Origin of the sequence: Burkholderia sp. DN3021 (genome assembly GCF_049805555.1) — a bacterium.
Classification (GTDB): Bacteria; Pseudomonadota; Gammaproteobacteria; order Burkholderiales; family Burkholderiaceae; genus Burkholderia; species Burkholderia pyrrocinia_C.
Map to the genome: position 1 here is coordinate 1 of NZ_JBNCAB010000002.1, position 21,437 is coordinate 21,437.

Below are 21,437 nucleotides of genomic sequence, written 5' to 3' on the forward strand. Positions count from 1 at the left end.
CGACGCGGCCGCCCGTTCGGGCGGCGGCCGTGACGGCGGGTCAGCCGGTCGTGACAGCGGCGCTGGTGACGCGCTGCCGCCCGTGATCGGCCGCTATGCACGCACGCTCGGCGCGCAGGTGCCGGGCCGGCTCGTGACGAGCGCGAAGAGCTGGCTGTCGCACGCATCGGTCGACCGGCTCGCGGCGATCCTGCCGTGGGGCGCGGCCGACGGCGTCGACAAGGTATCGCCGGTCGACGCGAGCGCGAGTTATCTCGCGCATGTGCGCAACGCGTGGGACGCACGTTTTCCCGATGCGCCGCTCGCGAAGCAGGACGTGATCCTGACGGTGCCCGCGTCGTTCGACGACGGCGCGCGCGCGTTGACGGTCGAGGCCGCGCGGCGCGCGAAGCTGCCGGCGCTGCGGCTGCTGGAAGAGCCGCAGGCCGCGTTCTACGACTGGCTGTACGGCCAGCGCGCGACGTTGCGCGACACGTTCGCCGACGCGCGGCGCGTGCTGATCTGCGACGTCGGCGGCGGCACGACCGACCTCACGCTCGTCGATGTCGCACCGGGCGACGACGGCGAGCCGACCTTTACGCGCGTCGGCGTCGGCAACCACCTGATGCTCGGCGGCGACAACATGGACCTCGCGCTCGCGCGCCTGGTCGAGACGCGGCTGACCGAGCCCGGCACGCGGCTGTCGGCCGCGAGCCTGTCGCAGCTCGTCGAGCGCTGCCGTGCGGCGAAGGAGCGGCTGCTCGGCGACGACGCACCGGCGTCCGTCACCGTCACGCTGCTCGGCGCGGGCAGCAAGCTCGTCGGCGGCGCGCGTTCGGCAGAACTGACACGGCAGGAAGTCGAACAGATCGTCGTCGACGGTTTCTTTCCGCAGGTCGAGGCCGGCGAACTGCCGCGCCGCGCGCGGGCGGCGATCGTCGAATTCGGGTTGCCGTATGCGAGCGACCCGGCCGTCACGCGGCACGTCGCCGCGTTCCTGAACCGTCATGCGGAAGGCCCGCTGCCCGACACGCTGCTGCTCAACGGCGGCGTGTTCCGTGCGGGCGCGCTCGCCGGCCGTCTCGCGCAGACGCTCGGCGCGTGGCGCGGCGCGCCGCTCGACGTGCTGCACAACGCGCATCCGGACGTGGCCGTCGCGCGCGGCGCGGTGGCCTACGGGCTCGCGCGCGCCGGGCATGCGCCGCGCATCGGCGGCGGTTCCGCGCGCAGCTATTTCCTCGTGCTCGACGACGGCGCCGGCGACGCAGCCGCGCGCGGCGTCTGCCTGCTGCCGCGCGGCACGGAAGAGGGCCGCGAGATCCGGCTCGAGGATCGCACCTTCGCGCTGCAGCTCGGGCAGCCGGTGCGTTTCCACCTCGTATCGACGGTGGCCGAGACCGCGTACCGGCCCGGCGATCTGGTCGAACTCGACGGCGGCGATTTCGTGCGGCTGCCGCCGATCGCGACGGTCGTCGAGCGGCAGGCGGGCAGCGATGCGCGCGAAACGCCGGTGAAGCTCACCGCATCGCTGACCGAGGTCGGCACGCTCGAAATGCATTGCATCGCGACCGACGACGCGGCACGCCGCTGGCGGCTCGAATTCCAGTTGCGCGGCGATGCGCCGGCGCAAGGCGGCGACGATGCGCCCGCGCGGCATCCGCGTCTCGACCAGGCCATCGAGCTGATCGAGCGCTCGTTCGGCAGCAAGGCCGCCGACGTTACGCCGAAGGATACGCGCCGGTTGCGCGCGCAACTTGAGCAAGTGCTCGGCCCGCGCGACGAGTGGGACGTCGCGCTCGCGCGCGAACTGTTCGACGCGTTGCTTGCGCGGGCGCGGCGTCGCCGGCGCTCCGCTGATCACGAACGCGCGTGGCTGAATCTCGCCGGTTATTGCCTGCGTCCGGGCTTCGGCCATCCGCTCGACGCGTGGCGCATCGAGCAGCTGTGGCCGCTGTTCGACGACGGGATTCAATACGTGAACGACGCTCAGGTGTGGTCCGAGTGGTGGACGCTGTGGCGGCGCGTGGCCGGCGGCCTCGACGACGATGCGCAGACGCAGGTGCGCGACGCGATCGCATTCCTCGAACCGTCCGACGACAAGCGGCGCAAGCTGCCGTTCGATCCGGGCAAGGTCGGCCCGGCCGACATGACGCGGCTGTCCGCATCGCTCGAACGGCTGCCCGTCGAGCGCAAGATCGAGCTGGCCGAGCGCCTGATCGCGCAATTGCGGAAGCCGGCCGAGCGTGCGCTGTGTGCGTGGGCGCTCGGGCGCATCGGTGCGCGCCGGCCGTTCTACGGCAGCGCGCACAGTGTCGTGCCTGCGGAAGTCGCCAATGGCTGGCTCGACGCGCTGTTCGCGCTCGACTGGAAGCAGGTCGAGCCGGCCGCATTCGCGGCTGCGCAGATTGCCCGGATGACGGGCGACCGTTCGCGCGACCTGCCGGACGATACGCGCGAGGCGGTGATCAAGCGTCTGTCGGCCGCGAATGCGTCGACGGCATGGATCGACATGGTGCGCGAAGCGATCGCATTCGACGAAGCCGACACGGTGCGCGTGTTCGGCGAGACGCTGCCGGCCGGGTTGAAGCTGCTGGCCGGGTGAGCAGCGCGGCGGGCTCCGGTATCGTTCGGATGCCGGAGCATTCCGCGGCGTTGCCGATGCGGGCCGACGCCCGCCGATTCAATGCCCCGTCGAACAAGAAAACGGCTGCCGTTGCATCGCATCGGCAGCCGTTTGCGCTTTGCCAGCTTGTCGGTCAGATCTGCGGCGTCGTCTCGCGTGGCGATGCGGCCGATTCTCCGGCGATCGCATCCGGCGCGGTTGCCCGCCGCGCGAGATGAATCCCCGCGAGCATGCAGCGCACCGACCCGCCGGCCAGTTCGATCGTCGGCACGTCGAGCGGCAGCAGCCGCGCGGAGCGCTCGATCGTCGCGCGCTGGTCGGGTGTGAGGCAATCGAACGCACGCCGCGACAGCGCGAGCACGCGCCCGTTTCTTCCCGACAATTCCAGCGTATTGCCCGCGAAGTTCGCGATCTGCGACTGATCGAGCGCGATCACCGCGCGTCCCGTTTCAGTCAGGCGTTGCGCGATTTCGGTGCGGCGCCGACCATCGGCGATCAGGTCGAGGCCGACCATCGCGAACTCGGTTGCGACGCTCATCATCACGTTCGTGTGATAGATCGGGCGCCCGTCGGCATCGGCCGTATCGAAGCAGATCGGCTCGAAATTGAAGTGCGTGCAGAAGCGTTCGAGCGCGACCGGATCGGCGCGGCGCGAACGCGCGGTGTATGCGATCCGCGCGACGTGGTCGAGCACCATCGCGCCCGTGCCTTCCAGGAATACGTTGTCGTATTCGAGACCCGAATAGTCGATCACGTCCTGCACGCGATACTCGGCCTTCAGCATCTCGACAATGTCCGCACGCCGCTCGCGGCGGCGGTTCGGGCTGTGCATCGGATACAGCGCGACGTGGCCGCCCGGATGCGTCGAGAACCAGTTGTTCGGGAACACGGAATCGGGCGTGTCGCGCTCGCCGTGGTCGTCGAACACGTGCACGTGCACGCCTGCGTCGGCGAGTGTTTGCGCGGCGGCCGTGACTTCGTCGCGCGCGGCGGCGGACACCGACACGGACGTCGGGTCGCCCGCGCTGCCGGCGGCCATGCGCTGGAACGCGTTGTCGGCCGCGGTCTGCGGGTTCGGCAGGAAACGATGCGGCCGGATCATCACGACAGCGGCCGGCGCTTGGATCGATACGAGATTCAAGGAAGGCAGGAGCGAAAGGCAGGGAACCGGGCGGCGCATAGGCCACCCGGCGATGACGGTCAGCGCGCGAATGCGGCGACGGCTTCGGTGACGAATGCCGCGTGACCCTGCGCGATCGCGGCCGGGTCGTCGATCAGCGCGAACAGGTTCTTCGGGTCGACGGCCGGCGGAATCAGCGCGATCTCGACGCCCGCGTTGTGCTGCTGCGCGAGCGCATACAGGTAGCGCAGCGCCGAATAATCCTCGAGCGCGAAGCCGACCGAGTCGAACGCCGTGACTTCGTCCGCGCGTTCGCGGCCGGTCGTTTCGCCCTGCAGCACGCGCCACAGCTCGGTGACGGGGAAGTCGGCCGGCATCTGCTGGATCTCGCCCTCGATGCGCGACTGCGGCTCGAATTCGACGAACACGCGGCCCGCGTGCAGCACGCCCGCTTCGAGCTCGGTCTTGCCGGGGCAATCGCCGCCGACCGCGTTCAGGTGCATGCCGGGCTCGATCATGTCGGCCGTGACGATCGTCGCGTATGCCTTGTCGGCGGTGACGGTCGTTACGATATCGGCGCCGCGCACGGCGTCGGCGGTCGAAGCGGCGCGCACGACGCGCAACGTCGGATACGCGGCGAGGTTTTGCACGAGCTTGTCGGTCGCGAGCGGATCGACGTCGAACACGCGGATTTCGTCGATGCCGAGCAGCGTGTGGAATGCGATCGCCTGGAATTCGCTTTGCGCGCCGTTGCCGATCAGCGCCATCGTGCGCGAGTCGGGCCGCGCGAGCACCTGCGCGGCGAGCACCGACGTGGCGGCCGTGCGCAGCGCGGTCGTCAGCGTGAGTTCCGCGAGCAGCAGCGGGTAGCCGGTATCGACTTCGGCGAGCGCGCCGAATGCCATCACCGTGTGCATCCCGCGTGCGGCGTTGACGGGGTGGCCGTTCACGTACTTGAACGCGAACAGCGACGCATTCGCGACGGGCATCAGCTCGATCACGCCGTCGCGAGAGTGGCACGCGACGCGCGGCGACTTGTCGAAATCGGCCCAGTGCAGGTAATCGGCGCGCAGCGTGTCGACGAGTTCTCGCAGGAACGTCGTGACGCCGGTTTTGGCGACCAGGTGAGCGGTGGCGGGAACGTCGAGGAAGCGAGTCATCGGTCTGTCTCCTGTCGACCCGAGTTGGCGCTTCAGCGCTTACGTCGGATCGAGTTAATGCTTCAGCACTTACTCGGACCCTATGCTTTGCATCGGGTCCCATGCTTTGCAATGTCTTTGCCGGTACGGGTGTCCTGGCATTCCGGTCGACCGGGCGATGCTTCGGCGCGGGCTTGCTGAAAAGCGGCGGCGCGGCGTATTCGGCCGGTCGATGGAGTCATTATTTCCGGGAGTCGAGCCAACAAAAAGACGGCAAAAGTGGCAGATTTATCGATAGACTGGGCAAAATGCCAGCCGATTCCGGCACTTTGACAAGCTCACGCTGGTCGGAATGCGCAGCCTCCGGCACGCTGGCGGCCGGTTCACGCTCAACAGGAAGGCCCGTCCATGATCACGCTCGACGACGTCGACCGGCAGCTCATCGCGCTGCTGCGCGACAACGCGCGACTGCCCGTCGTCGCGCTGGCGAAGGAATTGCGCGTCGCGCGTGCGACCGTGCAGAACCGGCTGACGCGGCTGGAGAAAAACGGCGTGATCGTCGGTTATACGGTGCGGCTCAAGCCGGCGGCCGAACGGCACCGGATCCGCGCGCTGATGTCGATCGCGGTGCAGGGCAATCGCGGCGCGGAAGTGGTGAAGGTGCTGCGCGGGCATCCGAACGTCGCGTCGATCCACAGTACCAACGGGCGCTGGGATCTCGTCGCCGAATTGCATGCCGATTCGCTCGAGCATTTCGATCGCGTGCTCGGCGCGATCCGGTTGATCGACGGGATCGCGAGTACCGAGACGAGTATTTTGTTGTCGACGCACAAGGCGTGACGCGGGCCGGGCCCGCGTCGGGAGGTCGGCATGAATCGACCGCGCGTGACAAGCCGGCGCCTGTCGATTCCCGTCAACCGAACGTGTCGACGCGCGCCCGCCAGTCGCTTCGCGAAAACGACTCCGTCAGAAACTCGACGAACGCGCGCACCTTCGGCGGCGTGAGGCGCGCGTGCGCGTAGTACACGTAGATCGTGCCGGCCGTCGCCGGATAGCGCGTGAGCACGCGCACGAGCCGGCCTTCGTCGAGATACGGCAGCACATGATGCGCGCCGAGCCGCGCGAGCCCCATGCCTGCCACGGCCGCATCGCAGATGGCATCCAGGTCGGTCAGCACGACGCGTCCGTCGATCGGGACCGTCACCGTTTCGCCATTCACCGTGAACGCCCAGTCGCGCACGCGGCCCGTCGTCGCGGAGCGCAACCGGATGCAGTCGTGGCGCGACAGCTCGGCGAGCGTCGCCGGTTCTCCGTGCTTCGCCAGATACGCGGGGGATGCGACCGTCAGCAACCGGATCGGCACCAGCTCGCGCGCGACGACGTTTGCGTCGTCCTCGACGCCCGAGCCGATCGCGGCGTCGAAGCCTTCCTTCACCAGATCGACGTGGCGGTTCTCGAGGCTCCAGTCGAGCCGGAGGTCCGGAAAGCGTTCGAGAAACGCCGGCATCAGCGGCAACACGTACTGGCGCCCGAACCCCGGCGCGATGCTGATGCGCAGCGTGCCGGCGGGACGCGCGTCGCGCTCGGTCAGCGTCGCCATCGCCTGGCTCAGCGCGTTGGCCGCCGCCGACGTTTCGGCGTACAGCCGTTCGCCGGCCTCCGTCAGCGTGAGGCTGCGCGTCGTGCGGCGGAACAGCCGCGTGCCGAGGCTGCGCTCCAGTTTCGCGACATGCTTGCTGACGGCCGCAGGCGTGACGCCCAGCCGGTTGGCCGCCGCGGAGAAGCTGCCGGCTTCCACGGTCCGGAGAAAGCTTTCCAGCACACGCAGATCGTTCATGACGATTCGATCGAAATCGTTGAAATTAATTCGACACATTATGGACTATTCGGCATGAATGAGCGCGACTAGGATGAGGTCCGTCGTGTCGTGTTCCACGGAAAGGCGGCGCATCATCAGCTATCCGTGACGAACGCGAACGGGCGCGGAGCTGCTTGCGCGCCGGCACGGCAGCGATGGCGGCTTCGTATGTCGAGGCGGTCGTCGCGGCCCGGCAATACGGCGCGAATTCCATTTGCGATCAGGAGGCACATCATGTCCCACACCATTCTCGTGACCGGCGCGACCGGGAACATCGGGCGCGAACTCGTCGCGCAACTGAAGGCGGCCGGCGCGCATGTGATCGCCAGCTCGAACAGCGGCAGGGCGGTCGAAGGCGTCGAAACGCGTCGCGCGGATCTCGCCGACGCCGCGAGCCTCGCGCGTGCGTTCCAGGGCATCGACACGCTGTTCCTGCTGCTGCCGCTGCAGGCCGACATGGTGACGCTGGCCGGCAATGCGGTTGCGGCGGCCAGGGCAGCCGGCGTCACGCATATCGTCCGCTCGTCGGGCGCGGGTGCTGACGCCGCGTCGCCGGTCGCGATCGGGCGCGTGCAAGGCGAGATCGACCGGCTCGTGACGGAGTCGGGCATCTCATACACGATCACGCGGCCCAACTGCTTCATGCAGAACTTCGTGACGTACTACGCGGGCATGATTCGCGACGGCGCACTGTATCTGCCGCAGGGCGACGGGAAGGTGTCGTTCGTCGACGTGCGCGACATCGCCGCCGTCAATGCGACGATCCTGCGGCACCCGGCCGACCATGCCGGCCGTATCTACGAACTGACGGGCGGCGAAGCACTGTCGAACGCCGATGTGGCCGCACGGATCGGCACGGCGCGCGGTCGCAAGGTCGAGTACGTGCCGGTGACGGACGATGCAGCGATCGAATCCATGCGCGCCGCGGGTGCCGACGCGTGGTCGATCGATGTGCTGATGAGCCTGAACCGGATGATCGCGGCCGGCCAGGCGGCGGCCGTCAGCGCCGACGTGCAGGCGCTGCTCGGGCGGGCGCCGATCGCGTTCGAGCGGTTCGTTGCGGATTACGTCGATAGCTGGCGCTGAGCGGAGGCGACGCCGCGCAGGTGCGGCGGCCTGCGCGGCGTCACGCGCGATGCGCGTCGGGGGCGCGCGTTCGGCGTCGGCGACGCATCGCATGATCGATGTGTCGGGCGACACCCGGGCAGCGTATGCCGTCGGGTGCGCGTCGCCGAATCAGGCGTCGATTGCCGGCTCCGGAAACACCGGCTCCCCAAGCGTCAGCATCAACCGGTTCGCCCACGCGAAGATCGCGACCGCGTGCGACAGGTCGAGAATGTCCTCCTGCGTCAGCCCTTCGGCTTCAAGCGCGGCGATGTCGTCCGCATCTACCGTATCTGGCCGTTCGGTCAGCGCGATCGCATAACGCACGATCGCGCGTTCGCGTGCCGTCGTGCCGGCCGTCGCCGGATCGTCGAACACCTGCTCGATCGCATCGGTGCGTTTCGCAAGCTGTGCGAAGCGCTGCGCATGCACCGACGCGCAATACACGCACCCATTCACGCGCGACACGGCCGTGCTGGCGAGTTCGCGTTCCGCACGCGACAGTCCGCCGGGGCCGTACATGATCGCGTTGAACACCCCCGGAGCGCTGTCGCAGGATTTCAGGCAGGTGGACGAGCAGCAGGTAGTAGTCGGATGTTTTCGCATGCGGGTGGCTTGCTTCGAGCACCGCAAGCTGATCGCTCGAGCATTTCGATCGCGTGCTCGGCGCGATCCGGTTGATCGATGGCATTGCGAGTACCGAGACGAGTATTTTGTTGTCGACGCGCAAGGCGTGATCGATCGATACGCGCTACGCGTCGCGTGTCACATGTCACATGTCGTCAGGATATTTCCATGAGAATCTCGGTAGTCGAGCTAGATAATCGTTTGCGTTATATTTTGATTCGGATAACGATTCATCAAACCGAACCGAACCGAACCGAACCGAACCGAACCGAACCGAACCGAACCGAAAGAAGGAAGCCGATAAACCATGAAGATGAAACCCGTCCTGACAACTGACGACGTGAAAAAAATCGCCGCCGCATCCGAAGCGTATGCGCTCGCCCGTCAATGGCCAGTGACGATCGCGATCCTCGACGACGGCGGTCATCTGCTGCATCTGCAACGACTCGACGGCGCGGCGCCGAGCTCGGTCGAGATGGCGATCGCGAAAGGGCGAACGGCTTCGCTCGGGCGGCGCGAAAGCAAGGTCTACGAGGACATCGTGATGCAGGGCCGCGTGTCGTTCCTCAGTGCGCCGATGGCGGGCTTTCTCGAGGGCGGCGTGCCGATCGTCGTCGACGGCGAGACGGTCGGCGCGGTCAGCGTGTCGGGCGTCAAATCGCCCGAGGACGCCGAGGTGGCCCGAGCGGGCATCGCGGCGCTCGGGTAGTGCGCGGCCTGCTCGCCACGGCGGGCGTCAGCGTTTGCCGCAGCTGAGCAACGGCGCGATCCGGCGGTCAAGCGACGTGCCGGCCGCGCCGAGATCGAATACGAGGTCGAAGTGATTGCGCTCAGGAATCTCGCCGGCCGCGCACAGCAGTCCACCGCGCGCGAGCCGTCCGACCAGGTTGCGGCTTTGCCGCCGGAATTCGTCGGTTTCATGTTCTCCCCAGCAAACCGTCACAGGCACTGGTGCGCGGAGCGGCCTGTATTGCGGGCTTAGTTCGAACGCGTCGCGCTCGTCGAGCTGCAGCGCATCGTTGATGTAGGTGCCTACGAGCGGGCGCACGTCGTAGATGCCCGATAGCAGGATCGCGCCATCGAATGGCGGCGCGCCGAGCGGGCGCGCGCACCAGTCGAGCGTCAGCAGCATCGCGGCGAGATGCGCGCCCGCCGAACTGCCGGCGATGATGATTCGCGGGGCGGCCATTCGCGGGGCGGGCGGGACGGCCGTGAAACGCCGCAGAGTGACCGCGGCGTCGGCGGCCTGTTCGACGATATGCCGCAGCGTTGCGCGTGGCGCGAGCGTGTAGCCGACCGCCGCATACGCGACGTGCCGGCCGACGAAATCGGTCGCCGGAAACAACGAATCGTCGGGCGACAGTTCCTGCCAGTACCCGCCATGAAAGTAGACGACCAGCACGTCGGCCGCGCAGTCGGCCGGTTCGAACAGCACGATGCGCTGCGCGGCGTCTGCACCGTAGCGCAGGATGATCGGGGGCGCGAGGCAGCGCGTTGCGGCATGACTGCGCACGCGATAGTCGGATAGGATCGCGCGGAAATCCGGCGCTTTCGAGCTCGGCGAGTATTCGCGTGCGCGCTCGGCCGCGTCGAGCCGGCGCCATGCGGGACGAATGCCGTCGGGCAGCGGCGTGGCGGCGGCGGTCATGCGGCGGACAGCACTGACAGGCGATCGTGCAGATCGCGTTCGACGGCGCGCAGGTCGATCTGCTGGAACGTGTCGCATCCGGCCGTGCCGGCGCGCAGGATGTCGGCCTGGATCTTGCCTCGCTCATATGCCAGCGCATACGGCACGTGCTGGAACGTCACCATGCTATAGCGCGGCACGAAGCGTTCCGGATGGCGTTCGGCGAGCCACGCCGACAGTTCGCGTTCGAGCGCGTAGCCGGGCGTCGCGACGCGCGCGCGCATTTCGACGTAGTTCTCGAGCGCCATGGCCTGGATCGCCAGCGCGTTCGGACGCCGTTCGGCTTCGAACGCCGCGAGTGCCGTGGCGCGGTCGTGCGGATGTGCGTCGAGATGGCGCGCGAGCGAGACGGCGTCTTCCAGCGCGCAGTTCATGCCCTGGCCGTGGAACGGCACCATCGCGTGCGCGGCATCGCCGAGCAGAACGGCGTACCCGTGCGCATGCCAGCGCTGCAGGCGCAGCGTACCGAGCGTGCCGACCGGATGCGCGTCGAAATCGGCTTCGAGCGCTGGTAGATGCGGCGACAGGTCGGGGAACACGCGCTCGAACAGTCGGCGCGCGGCGCGGCCGTCGGGCAGGCTCGCGAAGCTCGGCATGTCGCCGTCGCCACGATGGCTGCCGTCGACCGGCAGGAACAGCGTCGTCGTGAAGCTGCCTTCGATGTTCGGCAGCGCAATGCACATGTAGCCGCCGCGCGGCCACAGATGCAGTGCATGCGGCTCGAGACGGAAACCGCCGCCGGACGCGGCAGGAATCTCTAGTTCCTTGTAGCCGTGCGGCTGCCGCTCGCAGTCGATGCCGAGATCGACGGTACGCGCGAGCGCGGCGCGCACGCGCGAGTCCGCGCCGTCGGCACCGATCAGCAGGTCGAAGCGCGCCTGCCGCCCGTCGGTCAGGATCAGCTCGTGCGATCGGCAATCGACGTGCTCGACCGCCGCGCCGTGATGTACGCACGCACCGGCGCGTTCGGCCGCGTCGAGCAGCAGCCGGTTCAGGCGGCCGCGCTGGATCGACCAGATCACGTCCTGCGGGTCGCGGCCGTACGGATGCAGATGCGGGAACGCGCCGGCCACGTGCACCATGCGGCCGCGCATCGCGACCGTATGGCGCATCGCTTCGACGTCGAGCCGCGCGGCGTGCAGTGCATGGATGCCGCGCGCCGCGAGTGCGAGATTGATCGATCGGCCGCCCGAATCGCCATGGCGTCGCGGGTCCGGCCGACGTTCGAATATGTCGACGCGCCAGCCGCGCGCTGCGAGCAGACAGGCGGCGAGCGTGCCGGCGAGGCCCGCGCCCGCGATCGCGATACGGCCGCGCGAAGCGGGCCGGCCGGAAGAAAGGGTATCGGTATCGTACATGTCGATTGCGTCGGATGAGGAACGGGGAGTCAGAGCGCCGTGCGCATCTGCCACAGCTCGGGAAACAGTACGACGTCGAGCGTCCTGCGCAGATAGCTTGTGCCATCGCTGCCACCCGTGCCGCGTCGCAGGCCGATCGTGCGCTCGACGGTGCCGATATGCCGGAAGCGCCACTGGCGGACGCCTTCCTCGAGATCGATCAGGCGTTCGCCAAGGTCGTACAGCGGCCAGTGCGCATCGGCATCGCGATAGACCGCGCACCACGCGGCCTCGACCGACGGGTCGTAGCGGATCGGCGCGGCCGGATCTGTGTCGAGCCGCGCGCGGGAAATCGCGAACCCTGCGCGTGCGAGCGCGCCGACGACCTCGTCATAGAGCGACGGCGCGTGCAGCCGCGTGAGCAATGCGTCGCGTGCGACCGGATGCGCGTCGTGATCGCCGATCAGCGCCGCATTCTTGTTGCCGAGCAGGAATTCGATCTCGCGAAACTGGAACGATTGATGACCCGACGCCGAACCGAGCGCCGGTCGCATTGCGAGAAACTCGACAGGCGTGAGCGTCGCGAGCACGTTCCAGCCGTGCACGAGATGCTCCATCGTCCGCTGCGCACGTGCAACGGTCTTCGATGCCTGAGGCAACTGCGATGCGCGAAGCTGGTCGCACGCGTGCGTCAGCTCGTGCAGCAGCAGCTTCATCCACAGTTCCGACGTCTGATGCTGGATGATGAACAGCATCTCGTCGTGCGTGCCGGACAGCGGCGCCTGGCTGTCGAGCAGGCTATCCAGTTGCAGATAGCCGCTGTAGCGCAGCCCGGGAAGCGGCTTCGCGGCCGCCGCATCGAGCGTGCTCATGAAAGGACATTGCTGCATGGTCGGCTCCTTGGCGGGGCGGGACGTCGCGTCGGCAGGGTTCAGGACCGGCCGCCGGCGACGGCCGGCAGGATCGTGATGGTGTCGCCGTCCGCGACGGCGGCCGACAGCCCGCCCTTGAAGCGGATGTCGTCGTCGTTTACGTAGACATTGACGAAGCGGTGCAGCCGGCCGTCCTGGACGAGTCGCTGCCGCAGGCCCGGATAAGTCGACTCGAGCGAATCGATCACGTCGTCGAGCGTGCTGCCGTGTGCTTCGACAACCTTCAGGGCGCCAGTTAGCGAACGCATGATCGTCGGGATGTTTACGATAGCCATATGTAATCCTTAATATTGTTCATGGTTGAAGTCGAGATGAAGTGCGACGGACGCTATCCGTCGATGCGAACGGGTACTTCGCTTGCAACGCCTTCGAGGATCCGGTAGCAGCGCAGCACCGGCGCGAAGCGCGGGTCGGTCGACACGATCAGGTGATAGGCGTCCGGATGTGCGGCCGCATACGCGATGTCGGTGCGGCTCGGGTGCGCGGCCGATGCCGTGTGCGAGTGATAGATCACGGCGGGCGTTTCGTCACGGGCGTCGAGGTCGCGCCACACGCGCAGTTGTTCGGTTGCGTCGAACGCGAAGAACGTGGCCGACTGCGCGGCATTGCGCATCGGAATCACGCGAGACGGCGCTGCGTCGCCGGGCCCGCCCGCGACGATGCCGCAGCATTCGAGCGGATGCGCGTCGCGCGCGTGGCGAACGATCGCCTCGGCGATGTCGGTCGACAGGATCAGCGTCCGCATCGCGTCAGTATTGCGGCAACGAAGGATCGACGGTGCGAATCCACGACAGGATCCCGCCGTCGAGGTTGCTGACGTCCGCGAAGCCCGCATCGCACATCGCCTGCACGACGTCGCGCGATCGCGCGCCGCCCTTGCAGTACACGACGGTGCGGCGCGTATGGTCGAGTGCGGCCAGCCCGTTTTCGTCCAGCAATTGCCGTTTCGGCATCAGCTTCGCGCCCGGAATGCGCACGAGTTCCCATTCGTTCGGTTCGCGCACGTCGACGAGCTCGACTGGCTGGCCCGCATCGAGGAGCCGCTTGAGCGCGGTCGCGTCGATGGCCGGCACGCGCACGGGTTCCGCCTGCGTTGCGAGCCCGCAGAAGTGCGGGTAGTCGTCGAGTGCGACGATGGGGTGGCGCTGCGGCGCACGCCGCAACGGCAGGAACCGGTAGCGCATGTCGAGCGCGTCATAGACGGCGAGGCGTCCGAGCAGCGAATCGCCGGCGCCCGTGATCAGCTTTACGGCCTCGGTCGCCATGATCGACGCGATCGATGCGCACAGCACGCCGAGCACGCCGCCTTCGGAGCAAGACGGCGCGAGATGCGGCGGCGGGGGTTCCGGATAGAGGTCGCGGTAGTTGAGGCCCGCGCCATCCGGCGCGTCCTCCCAGAACACCGACGCCTGGCCTTCGAACCGGTAGATCGAACCCCATGCGTACGGTTTGCCGGCCAGCACGCAGGCGTCGTTGACGAGGTAGCGCGTCGCGAAATTGTCGGTACCGTCGACAATCAGGTCGTACTGCGAGAACAGCGCGATCGCGTTGTCGTTGTCGAGCCGTTCGTCGTGCAGCCGCACTTCCACGTGTGGATTGAGCGCGACGATCGCGTTGCGCGCGCTTGTCGTCTTCGGCATGCCGACCGTCGACATCTGGTGGATCACCTGCCGCTGCAGGTTCGATACGTCGACGCGGTCGAAGTCGATCACACCGAGCGTGCCGACGCCGGCGGCGGCGAGATAGAGCAGTGCAGGCGAACCGAGCCCGCCCGCGCCGACCACGAGCACGCGGGCGGCCTTCAGGCGTTGCTGGCCGGTCAGGCCGATTTCCGGCAGCAGGATGTGCCGGCTGTAACGGGTCAGCTCGTCGCTGGAGAGCGGCGCAAGCGTCGTGATGAGAGGCGGTAGTTTCATGACGGATCGGCGTAGGGCAGTTGAACGGAAAACGTTGAGGCGGCGCGCTCAGGCGGCGTCGCGGGTGACCGGTTCGGCGAGCACGTGTGCGAGTGCATCCTTCAGCGCGTCCATTTCGTCGCACGCGCCGATCGTGATGCGCATCCAGTTCGGCATGTCGGGCCAACTGCGGCCGACATGGATGCCGCGCTTGGCGAGTGCCGCGATCACGGGCGACCCCGCTCGACCGAGATCGACCATTACGCAGTTCGAGCGCGATGGCAGACATGCCAGCCCGCGTTCGGCGAACCAGCCGATCAGGTCGTCGCGGCCGGCCGCCGTGTGCGCCTTGCGCGCGCCGAGCCGGTCGCGCAGCGCGAGACTGGCAAGTGCCGCGGCGGCGGCGGGCACGGGCACGTCGTGCGGGGGCATCGTATGGATGTGCGCGATCGCATCGGGTTGTGCGATCGCATAGCCGAGCCTCAGGCCGGCCATCCCGTAGATCTTCGAGAACGTGCGCGCGACGATCAGTCCCGGGTCGGTGCGCACCGCGTCGATCATCGACGGCTCGTCGCTGTATTCGACGTAGGCCTCGTCGACAAGCACCGTCGTGCCGGGCCATCGATCGCTCAGCAGGCGTCGCAGCGCATGGTGCGGCGTCACAGTGCCGGTCGGGTTGTTCGGGTTGGCGACGTAGATCAGCCCGCACGGTGCGGCTTCGCACATTGCGGCGATGTCGTGCGCACCGTCCGCGCGGAGCGGCACGCGGTGCACAGGGCGGTTCGCGAGCCGCGCGGCCTGTTCGCACACCGGATAGCCGGGGCTGGCGAGCACGAGCGGCGCATCGGGCGTGGTGAACGCGAGCGTCGCGTAATGCAATGCGCGGTTCGAGCCCGGATACAGCGACACCCAGCCGGCCGGCACATCGTGCGCGCCGGCGATCGCGTCGCGCAGCCGCTCGACGAGCGGAAACTGGTAGCGTCCTGCCTGGGCGAGCGCGTGTGCGGCGGCGGCTTCGGCTTCGTCGAACGGACCGAACGGCGACTCGTTGAGGTTCAGGAAGATCTCGCGCCGGCCGGCGGCGCGGGCAGACGTGGCGTGCGGTTCAGTCATGGCTGGCACATTCGGCGGATCGGGTAAGGGCTCGGCAGGATCGATTGCCGAGTACGGATTTCGGCGTGCGCCCGAAAAAGCGCGTGAATGCGGCGCTCAGGTTGCTCGGGTGCTGGTAGCCGACGCGGTAGGCCGTTTCCGCGACCTGGTGGCCGGCCTCGAGCAATTCCTGCGCGCGCTGCATCCGCAGTTCCAGCAAGTGTTGCGCGGGGCTCGTGCCGTAGGCCTGCCGGAAGCACTCCTTCAGCTTGTATTCGCTGATGCCGAGCGCGGCCGACAGGTATGCGTTGTTGAGCGGCTTGTCGAGGTGCGCGCGCATGAACGCCTCGACATGTGCGAGCTTGTCGAGGTCGCGCGCGCCGAGTCGGCCGCCGCGCACCGGCTCCGGCGCGATAGTGCGCAACTGGTCGGCCAACAGGCTCAGCGCGTGGATGCGTAGGCTGAGGCCGTCCTGCTGCTGCAGGTCCGTGCTCCGGAAGAAGCGCAGGTGCGGGCTAGTGCCGTTTGCCGCGAAGGCGACCTGCCGGAATCCTTCGAAGTGCCCGAGCGCCGGGCCGAGCAGTTCGCGGCTGCGCTCCTCGCCGACGAAGTTCGTCAGCGTACTTTCCGATACGACGAGCCGAAGCTGGCGCACGAGCCGGCTTGCCGCATAGCGGCGCTCGCCGCCGCCGCTGCGGAAGACCGACACTGTCGTATGGCCGGCCGAGAACGTCAGGCGCTCGCCGCGCCAGTCGCGAAACTCCGATTCGCCGTCGAGCCCGATCGCAACGACGAGCTGGCGCTCGACGCCGTCGTGGCTGCATGCCTCGGTCAGCGCACGTTCGGACAGCACGCTCGAGCGCACGACCGAGAAGCCGGGCTCGCAATTCAGGCGCTCGACCGCGTAGTTGCCGCCTTCCGCATTACCGCGTGAGACGGTCCAGGTATGACTCGGGGCGACGTCTATTGCGGACGCGCCGGGTACTGTCAGTGCGTGCATACGAACAACTCCTCTCAGGTTCTTCACGGCAGACCGGGCGGCTCGGACGTGTCCCACGCATCGAAAGACTAGCCACAAAGGTTTTGGGATGGAACGGCTTCACCCGGCCCGCATATGAAATTCGCCGATATCCATATGAAATGAGAATGATTCGCATTATTAGTCACAATATCATTGTGGCTGATGACCAGCAACCGTGCCCGGCGGCTCGAGAGCGGTTCTGACGCGTGCCCCGACAGGGAAGGCCGCCAGTGACCGATGCGATGAGCGGCGGGGCGCTTTCGCGGCCTTTGGGGCCGGGATCACCGCCATGCCCATGACCGAAGTCGATAGAAAACCCGTGCAGATCGCGCCGACGCCGCTGGACGGCTTACGGCTGGACCTGCGGTCCGCGCCGCCCGGTTTCACGCCAGCATTGCGCGCGCTGCATCGTCGGATGACGGCCCTCGGCGTCCGGGCGGCGCCGCTGCCATCGTCGTGGTCGCGCGACCCGGGCGACCACGACGCGATTCATGCGCGGCTCGGCGATGGAGCGGGCGCGCGTGTCGATGTGACTTTGTGCGGCTGGCCGTCGGCCGACCATCCGGTGTCGGATGCGCTGCTGCAGGCGGCGACCGGGATCACGGGCTGGCATGCGCGCGCCGAAAACGCGTGGCGGCCGCTCGGCATCGACTATGTATCGACGCTCGGTGCGTCGCTGGTGTCGGCCGCGGCGCTTGCAGCGCTGGCCGGTCAGCGTCGCGACAACGGCGCGGGTCACGCCGCGCTGACGCTGTGCCTCGCCGACGCCGCGCTGTTCGCGATGGCGCAATACCTGGCCATGGATCACGCAGGACAGCCTGTGCAGGCTCCGCGCGATCCGGGCGACCGTCCACCGCCGTTCGAGAGCGGCGACGGCGTGCGTTTCGAACTCGAGGCGCTCGACCCCGACGCATGGGAGCGCTTCTGGCAGCGCACGTCGGCCGCGGCCGACGACATCGCGGCCGGCTGGCGTCCGTTCATGCTGCGCTACACGCAGGCACGCGCACCGTTGCCGGCCGGGCTGTTTCGCGCGGCCGGTGGACTGGGCTTCACGACGTTGCGGGCGATCGCGCGCGAGACGGGCGCATATGTGAGCGCGGTACGCGCTGCGGCCGTCGCGTCGCGCGACGATGCACGCTGGTGCGCGGGCGGGCCGTGGCGGTTCGATCCGGCCGGGAACGGGGGCGCCGTGCCCGGCGCGGGGCGCGTCGATCCTGCGCGGCCGCTGGCTGGCGTCACCGTGCTCGAAGCATGCCGGCTGATCCAGGGGCCGCTCGCGGGTCATGTGCTGCGCATGCTGGGCGCGCGCGTGATCAAGATCGAGCAGCCCGGCGGCGATCCGATGCGTGCGATGCCGCCACTCGCAGGCGGCGTGTCCGCGCACTTCGACGCCATCAATCGCGACAAGGAATGCATCGAGCTCGACCTGCGCACGCGCGCCGGACGCGACCGCGTGCTTGACCTCGCGCGCGACGCGGATGTGTTCCTGCATAACTGGGCGCCCGGCCGCGCCGAACGTCTCGCATTGACGGCCGCCGATTTCGCGCGCGTCGCGCCGGAGCTCGTCCATGCGTCCGCGTCGGGCGCGGGCCGCGTGCCGGGCCCCGACGATCCGGTCGGTACCGACTTCATGGTGCAGGCGCATAGCGGGCTCGCATCGCTGATCGGCGGCCGGCACGGGCGCGGCGGCGCGCTGCTGACACTCGTCGACGTGCTGGGCGGCGTCGCGGCGGCCGAGGGAGTGGCCGCCGCCCTGTACGCGCGCGCTGTCGACGGTCGCGCGCGCTCTCTCGATTCCGCGATGACGGGCGCGGCGGCACTGCTCGTCGCGGACGCGAATGATCCGGTCTCCCGACCCGCATGCACCGACCTGCTGATCTCCGCGCTCGGCCTGCCGGCCGCGTATCCGGCGCGCGACGGCCGCGTGATGCTTGACGCGCCGTCGGGCGAGCGCGGCGCGACCCGGCTCGCGACGCTGTGCGGCGCAACCGCCGGCGCCGAGCTGCCGCCCGACGCGCGTGCCCGCCTCGTTGCCGCGCTTGCCTCGCACGACGCCGCTTACTGGCAGCTCGAGCTGGTCGCGCACGGCGTGCCGGCCGTCGCGATCGCATGCGACGCGGCCGGCGTGGCGGCTCATCCGCTCCTGGCGGACAGCGTGCGGCGCGACGCCGACCGCCTGTCCGTCGCCTGTCCCTTCACCTTCACCCACTGAGACGCATCGATGACATTCGACCTAACGCTTTCTGCCTCCCGGACGCTCGGCGCACACGAGGATGCCGGCGGCATCCTCGATCACGTTCCGGCCGCGTTGCGGCGCGTCTGGGCCGACGCCGGCATCTACGAGGGGCGCGACCTGTTCATGTCGTTCTCGGGCTTTGCCGACGCGCATCCGCTCTCGCTCGCAGTCTCCGACGGCGGGATTGCGCTTACCTACGCGCAACTGCGCGTGAGAAGCCTCGGGCTCGCGGCCGCGCTGCACGAGTGCGGCGTGCGCACGGGCGATGTCGTCGCCGTGAATTTGCCGAACGGCTGGCGCGCATGCGCGGCCGATCTGGCCGCCGCCGCGCTCGGTGCGATCGTGTTGCCCTATCCGGTCGGCCGCAAGCGGCACGAGAGCCGCGCGCTGCTCGCGAAATCCGGCGCGAAGGTGCTGATCTGCCAGCGGCGGGTGGGCGACATCGACTATGCGGCGCTGATCGACGGGCTGCATGACGAACTGCCGATGCTCGAGCGTGTGTTCGTGCTCGGCGCGCGCTATCTCGACTGGCCGGACCTCGACCGCTGCTGGGAACGCGATCCGTATCCGTATCGCGCCGGCATGCTCGATCCGGACGGCCCAGTGCGGCTGATCGCGTCGTCGGGTTCGGAAGCGGAGCCGAAGCTCGTCGCGTATTCGCACAACGGGCTGATCGGCGGGCAGGCGTCGTACCTGAAGAGTCTCGGCGCCGATGTATCGATGATGCGCGCGATGTTCTGCGTATCGCTCGCGTCGCCATTCGGGTCGCTCAGCACGTCGTGCGCGCTGGCGGCGCTGGGGGGCGCGCTGGTCAATCTCGAGCGGTTCGAGCCGACCGCCGTGCTACTCGCGATCGCGGCGCTGCGCGTCACGCATCTGTTCGCAGGGCCGAACATGGTCGACATGCTGCTCGAGAGTCCGTTGCTCGCCGACGACGCAGGCAACGCGCCCGACCTGTCGTCGCTGAAGGCGATCGTCAGCGGCGGCTCGGCACTCAGCGCGCAGACCGCACAGCGCGTGCGCGACGTGATCGGCTGCGCGCTGATCCAGTCGTACGGCTCGGCCGACGGCGTCGCTTGCCATACCGCGCTCGACGACGATTTCGACACGATCGTCGCCACGGTCGGCCGGCCCGATCCGGCGGTTGTCACGGTGCGGATCGTCGACGATGCAGGCAACGACGTCGAGATTGGCGCGGATGGCGAGATCTGGGCGCGCGGACCGATGACGCCGCTCGGCTACTTCGGTGCGCCCGAGCTGAACGAACGGAATCTCGCGCCGGGCGGCTGGGTGCGCCTGGGCGATCGCGGGCGGCTCGATGCGGCCGGCTACCTGCATATCATCGGCCGTCGCGCGGACACCGTGCTGCGTAACGGCGTGAAGATCAATCTCGTCGAGATCGAGATGCTGCTGCACGGGCACCCCGATGTCGCTGACGTGGCCGTCGTGCAGGCAACGACCGATGGCTGCGCGGCACGGCTGTGCGCGTGCGTGGTGCCGCGCGCGGAGCGGCAGGCGCCGACGCTCGACGCGATCAACCGTCATCTCCTCGACGTGGCCGGAGTCGAGCGCTGCAAGCTAGTCGACTCGGTGGTGCCGTGTCTGCGGCTGCCGCTCGCGCCGTCGGGCAAGGTCGATCGTGCGACGCTCGCGCGCGAGGCCGCGACTGCGCAGGCCGCGCTCGCGACGTGCCTGCCTGGCGCGCCCTCCACGCTGTCGGCCGCACCGATCCTCGATCTGCTGATGGGTGTCGAGCGCGCTGGCGTGCTGCGCGCGGCGATCGAGCTGCGCGTGTTCGACCGGCTTGCCGACGGGCCGCGCGGCGCGGGCGAACTGGCCTGCGCGGTGGGGGCGAGTGCGCGCGGGATGCGCATCCTGCTCGACGCGCTCGCGGGGCTTGCGCTCGTCGAGCATGACGCCGCGCACGCCCGCTACCGGCTGAACCCGACGTCGCAGCGCTTTCTCGTGTCCGCGTCGCCGTATTACGTCGGTGGCCTGTCGGGCGTCTATACGGCCGACCTGATGTGGGACACGTTCCGGCATTTCAAGGACGCGGTCATTGCGGGTGGCAGCGTGCTGCCGTCGAGTCTCGAGGCGGCCGACCATCCGTACTGGCAGTCGTTCGCGGTCGGCATCGCGAACACGAGCCGCCGCACTGCGCGGCGCGTCGCGGATCTGCTTGCGCCGTGGGCGGCGTCGCGTTCGTCGATCGCTGTGCTCGATCTTGGCTGCAGCAACGGCATCTACGGCTTCACGTTCGCACAGTCACAGCCGAAATCGACCGTCTGCGGCGTCGACTGGCCGTCGATTCGCGACACATGTGCGGATACCGCGCGCGAGTTCGGTGTCGATGCCCGCGCGCGATTCATCGGCGGGAATCTGTTCGACGTGGAGATTCCCGGCCAGTACGACCTCGTGATCCTGAGCCAGATCCTTCATCACTTCGACGAGGACGCGTGCCGTCGCCTGCTCGGGCGCGCCTGCGACCGTCTCGCGCCGGGCGGGCGGATCGCGGTCTGCGATTTCATGATCTCGGACGCGCCGGCCGCGAGCGAACCCGTGCCGCGCCTGTTCGCCGCGCAGATGCTCGGGCTCACGCAGGCCGGCGACTGCTACCCGGTCAGGACGGTCAACGCGATGCTTGCGGAACAGGGGCTCGTCGACATCGTCGCGACACCGCTGAAGGGCGTGCCCGTGCACTGCGTGACGGGCGATCGCGCGTCCGCGCGTTAAACGCAACGCGCGGACGGAAATGTGGTGCGGCGCTGTCGCATCGATCAGGTGTCC

At 68.6% G+C, this 21,437-nt stretch carries 17 protein-coding genes and 2 pseudogenes; 7 read left to right on the forward strand and 12 right to left on the reverse strand.

Translation table 11 applies throughout. The features are described 5' to 3' along the window. Positions 1-2,581, forward strand: a 2,581-nt coding sequence (locus tag ACPUER_RS01155; protein ID WP_425130126.1) for an Hsp70 family protein, incomplete at its 5' end; no start/stop codon positions are given. Positions 2,582-2,735: 154 nt separating this feature from the next. Here the strand turns inward: ACPUER_RS01155 and ctlX are convergent. Both ctlX and ACPUER_RS01165 read right to left on the reverse strand, forming a co-directional pair. Next, positions 2,736-3,743, reverse strand: coding sequence for a citrulline utilization hydrolase CtlX (gene ctlX, locus ACPUER_RS01160; protein WP_425130127.1), 1,008 nt, complete (start codon positions 3,741-3,743; stop codon positions 2,736-2,738). A 59-nt stretch (positions 3,744-3,802) separates the two neighbouring features. After that, positions 3,803-4,882: an ornithine cyclodeaminase gene (locus ACPUER_RS01165; protein ID WP_425130128.1), complete on the reverse strand. Its 1,080-nt coding sequence runs from the start codon at positions 4,880-4,882 to the stop codon at positions 3,803-3,805. 387 nt (positions 4,883-5,269) lie between these two features. Between ACPUER_RS01165 and ACPUER_RS01170 the strand changes: the two genes are divergently transcribed. After that, positions 5,270-5,701 (forward strand): Lrp/AsnC family transcriptional regulator, encoded by a 432-nt coding sequence (locus ACPUER_RS01170; protein ID WP_006753967.1) that lies wholly within the window; start codon positions 5,270-5,272, stop codon positions 5,699-5,701. Positions 5,702-5,774: 73 nt separating this feature from the next. Here ACPUER_RS01170 and ACPUER_RS01175 read toward each other — a convergent pair whose 3' ends face one another. Further along, positions 5,775-6,698, reverse strand: a complete 924-nt coding sequence (locus ACPUER_RS01175) for a LysR substrate-binding domain-containing protein (RefSeq protein WP_425130129.1) — start codon at positions 6,696-6,698, stop codon at positions 5,775-5,777. 255 nt (positions 6,699-6,953) lie between these two features. On the opposite strand from ACPUER_RS01175, the gene ACPUER_RS01180 reads away from it, so the two are divergent. Next, positions 6,954-7,805: an NmrA family NAD(P)-binding protein gene (locus ACPUER_RS01180; RefSeq protein WP_425130130.1), complete on the forward strand. Its 852-nt coding sequence runs from the start codon at positions 6,954-6,956 to the stop codon at positions 7,803-7,805. Positions 7,806-7,955: 150 nt separating this feature from the next. Here the strand turns inward: ACPUER_RS01180 and ACPUER_RS01185 are convergent. Then, positions 7,956-8,463, reverse strand: a pseudogene (locus ACPUER_RS01185) (peroxidase-related enzyme); the annotation flags it as partial. On the opposite strand from ACPUER_RS01185, the pseudogene ACPUER_RS01190 reads away from it, so the two are divergent. Both ACPUER_RS01190 and ACPUER_RS01195 read left to right on the forward strand, forming a co-directional pair. After that, positions 8,462-8,560: pseudogene (locus ACPUER_RS01190) on the forward strand (Lrp/AsnC family transcriptional regulator); the annotation flags it as partial. The pseudogenes ACPUER_RS01185 and ACPUER_RS01190 sit on opposite strands and share 2 nt — an antisense overlap. 197 nt (positions 8,561-8,757) lie before the next feature. Next, entirely contained in the window at positions 8,758-9,159 is a 402-nt protein-coding gene (locus ACPUER_RS01195; RefSeq protein ID WP_425130131.1) for a GlcG/HbpS family heme-binding protein, read from the forward strand. A 27-nt stretch (positions 9,160-9,186) separates the two neighbouring features. Here the strand turns inward: ACPUER_RS01195 and ACPUER_RS01200 are convergent, their stop codons facing one another. Genes ACPUER_RS01200 through ACPUER_RS01235 form a run of 8 tightly spaced genes read right to left on the reverse strand, consistent with a single transcriptional unit; the run spans position 9,187 to position 16,393 of the window. Further along, on the reverse strand, positions 9,187-10,098 hold the full coding sequence (locus ACPUER_RS01200; protein WP_425130132.1) for an alpha/beta hydrolase: 912 nt from the start codon (positions 10,096-10,098) through the stop codon (positions 9,187-9,189). Beyond that, entirely contained in the window at positions 10,095-11,495 is a 1,401-nt protein-coding gene (locus ACPUER_RS01205) for an FAD-dependent oxidoreductase (protein WP_425130133.1), read from the reverse strand. Before ACPUER_RS01205 ends, ACPUER_RS01200 begins: the two co-directional genes overlap by 4 nt. A 29-nt stretch (positions 11,496-11,524) precedes the next feature. Next, on the reverse strand, positions 11,525-12,364 hold the full coding sequence (locus ACPUER_RS01210; protein WP_425130134.1) for a tryptophan 2,3-dioxygenase: 840 nt from the start codon (positions 12,362-12,364) through the stop codon (positions 11,525-11,527). Between the two features lie 41 nt (positions 12,365-12,405). Next, positions 12,406-12,681 (reverse strand): MoaD family protein, encoded by a 276-nt coding sequence (locus ACPUER_RS01215; protein ID WP_174383697.1) that lies wholly within the window; start codon positions 12,679-12,681, stop codon positions 12,406-12,408. A gap of 53 nt (positions 12,682-12,734) precedes the next feature. After that, the gene (locus tag ACPUER_RS01220; RefSeq protein WP_425130135.1) at positions 12,735-13,151 is read right to left on the reverse strand and encodes a Mov34/MPN/PAD-1 family protein; all 417 of its coding nucleotides are present in this window, start codon (positions 13,149-13,151) and stop codon (positions 12,735-12,737) included. Positions 13,152-13,155: 4 nt separating this feature from the next. Beyond that, positions 13,156-14,322, reverse strand: coding sequence for a molybdopterin-synthase adenylyltransferase MoeB (gene moeB, locus ACPUER_RS01225; RefSeq protein WP_425130136.1), 1,167 nt, complete (start codon positions 14,320-14,322; stop codon positions 13,156-13,158). Between the two features lie 48 nt (positions 14,323-14,370). Then, on the reverse strand, positions 14,371-15,414 hold the full coding sequence (locus ACPUER_RS01230; protein ID WP_425130137.1) for an aminotransferase class I/II-fold pyridoxal phosphate-dependent enzyme: 1,044 nt from the start codon (positions 15,412-15,414) through the stop codon (positions 14,371-14,373). Then, positions 15,407-16,393 carry a helix-turn-helix transcriptional regulator gene (locus tag ACPUER_RS01235; protein ID WP_425130138.1) on the reverse strand — a complete coding sequence of 329 codons (987 nt, stop codon included), beginning with the start codon at positions 16,391-16,393 and terminating at the stop codon, positions 15,407-15,409. The genes ACPUER_RS01230 and ACPUER_RS01235 overlap by 8 nt, the downstream gene beginning before the upstream one ends. 310 nt (positions 16,394-16,703) lie before the next feature. Here ACPUER_RS01235 and ACPUER_RS01240 point away from each other — a divergent pair, with 310 nt between their 5' ends. Both ACPUER_RS01240 and ACPUER_RS01245 read left to right on the forward strand, forming a co-directional pair. Further along, positions 16,704-18,626, forward strand: a complete 1,923-nt coding sequence (locus ACPUER_RS01240) for a CoA transferase (RefSeq protein WP_425130139.1) — start codon at positions 16,704-16,706, stop codon at positions 18,624-18,626. Positions 18,627-18,635: 9 nt separating this feature from the next. After that, on the forward strand, positions 18,636-21,383 hold the full coding sequence (locus ACPUER_RS01245; RefSeq protein ID WP_425130140.1) for an AMP-binding protein: 2,748 nt from the start codon (positions 18,636-18,638) through the stop codon (positions 21,381-21,383). Positions 21,384-21,437: the final 54 nt, after the last annotated feature.

Coding starts and splice junctions, on each gene's coding strand:
- ACPUER_RS01165 (WP_425130128.1), bottom strand. CDS start 4,882: ATGACTCGCTTCCTCGACGTTCCCGCCACCGCTCACCTGGTCGCCAAA.
- ACPUER_RS01170 (WP_006753967.1), top strand. CDS start 5,270: ATGATCACGCTCGACGACGTCGACCGGCAGCTCATCGCGCTGCTGCGC.
- ACPUER_RS01175 (WP_425130129.1), bottom strand. CDS start 6,698: ATGAACGATCTGCGTGTGCTGGAAAGCTTTCTCCGGACCGTGGAAGCC.
- ACPUER_RS01180 (WP_425130130.1), top strand. CDS start 6,954: ATGTCCCACACCATTCTCGTGACCGGCGCGACCGGGAACATCGGGCGC.
- ACPUER_RS01195 (WP_425130131.1), top strand. CDS start 8,758: ATGAAGATGAAACCCGTCCTGACAACTGACGACGTGAAAAAAATCGCC.
- ACPUER_RS01200 (WP_425130132.1), bottom strand. CDS start 10,098: ATGACCGCCGCCGCCACGCCGCTGCCCGACGGCATTCGTCCCGCATGG.
- ACPUER_RS01205 (WP_425130133.1), bottom strand. CDS start 11,495: ATGTACGATACCGATACCCTTTCTTCCGGCCGGCCCGCTTCGCGCGGC.
- ACPUER_RS01210 (WP_425130134.1), bottom strand. CDS start 12,364: ATGCAGCAATGTCCTTTCATGAGCACGCTCGATGCGGCGGCCGCGAAG.
- ACPUER_RS01215 (WP_174383697.1), bottom strand. CDS start 12,681: ATGGCTATCGTAAACATCCCGACGATCATGCGTTCGCTAACTGGCGCC.
- ACPUER_RS01220 (WP_425130135.1), bottom strand. CDS start 13,151: ATGCGGACGCTGATCCTGTCGACCGACATCGCCGAGGCGATCGTTCGC.
- moeB (WP_425130136.1), bottom strand. CDS start 14,322: ATGAAACTACCGCCTCTCATCACGACGCTTGCGCCGCTCTCCAGCGAC.
- ACPUER_RS01230 (WP_425130137.1), bottom strand. CDS start 15,414: ATGACTGAACCGCACGCCACGTCTGCCCGCGCCGCCGGCCGGCGCGAG.
- ACPUER_RS01235 (WP_425130138.1), bottom strand. CDS start 16,393: ATGCACGCACTGACAGTACCCGGCGCGTCCGCAATAGACGTCGCCCCG.
- ACPUER_RS01240 (WP_425130139.1), top strand. CDS start 16,704: ATGCCCATGACCGAAGTCGATAGAAAACCCGTGCAGATCGCGCCGACG.
- ACPUER_RS01245 (WP_425130140.1), top strand. CDS start 18,636: ATGACATTCGACCTAACGCTTTCTGCCTCCCGGACGCTCGGCGCACAC.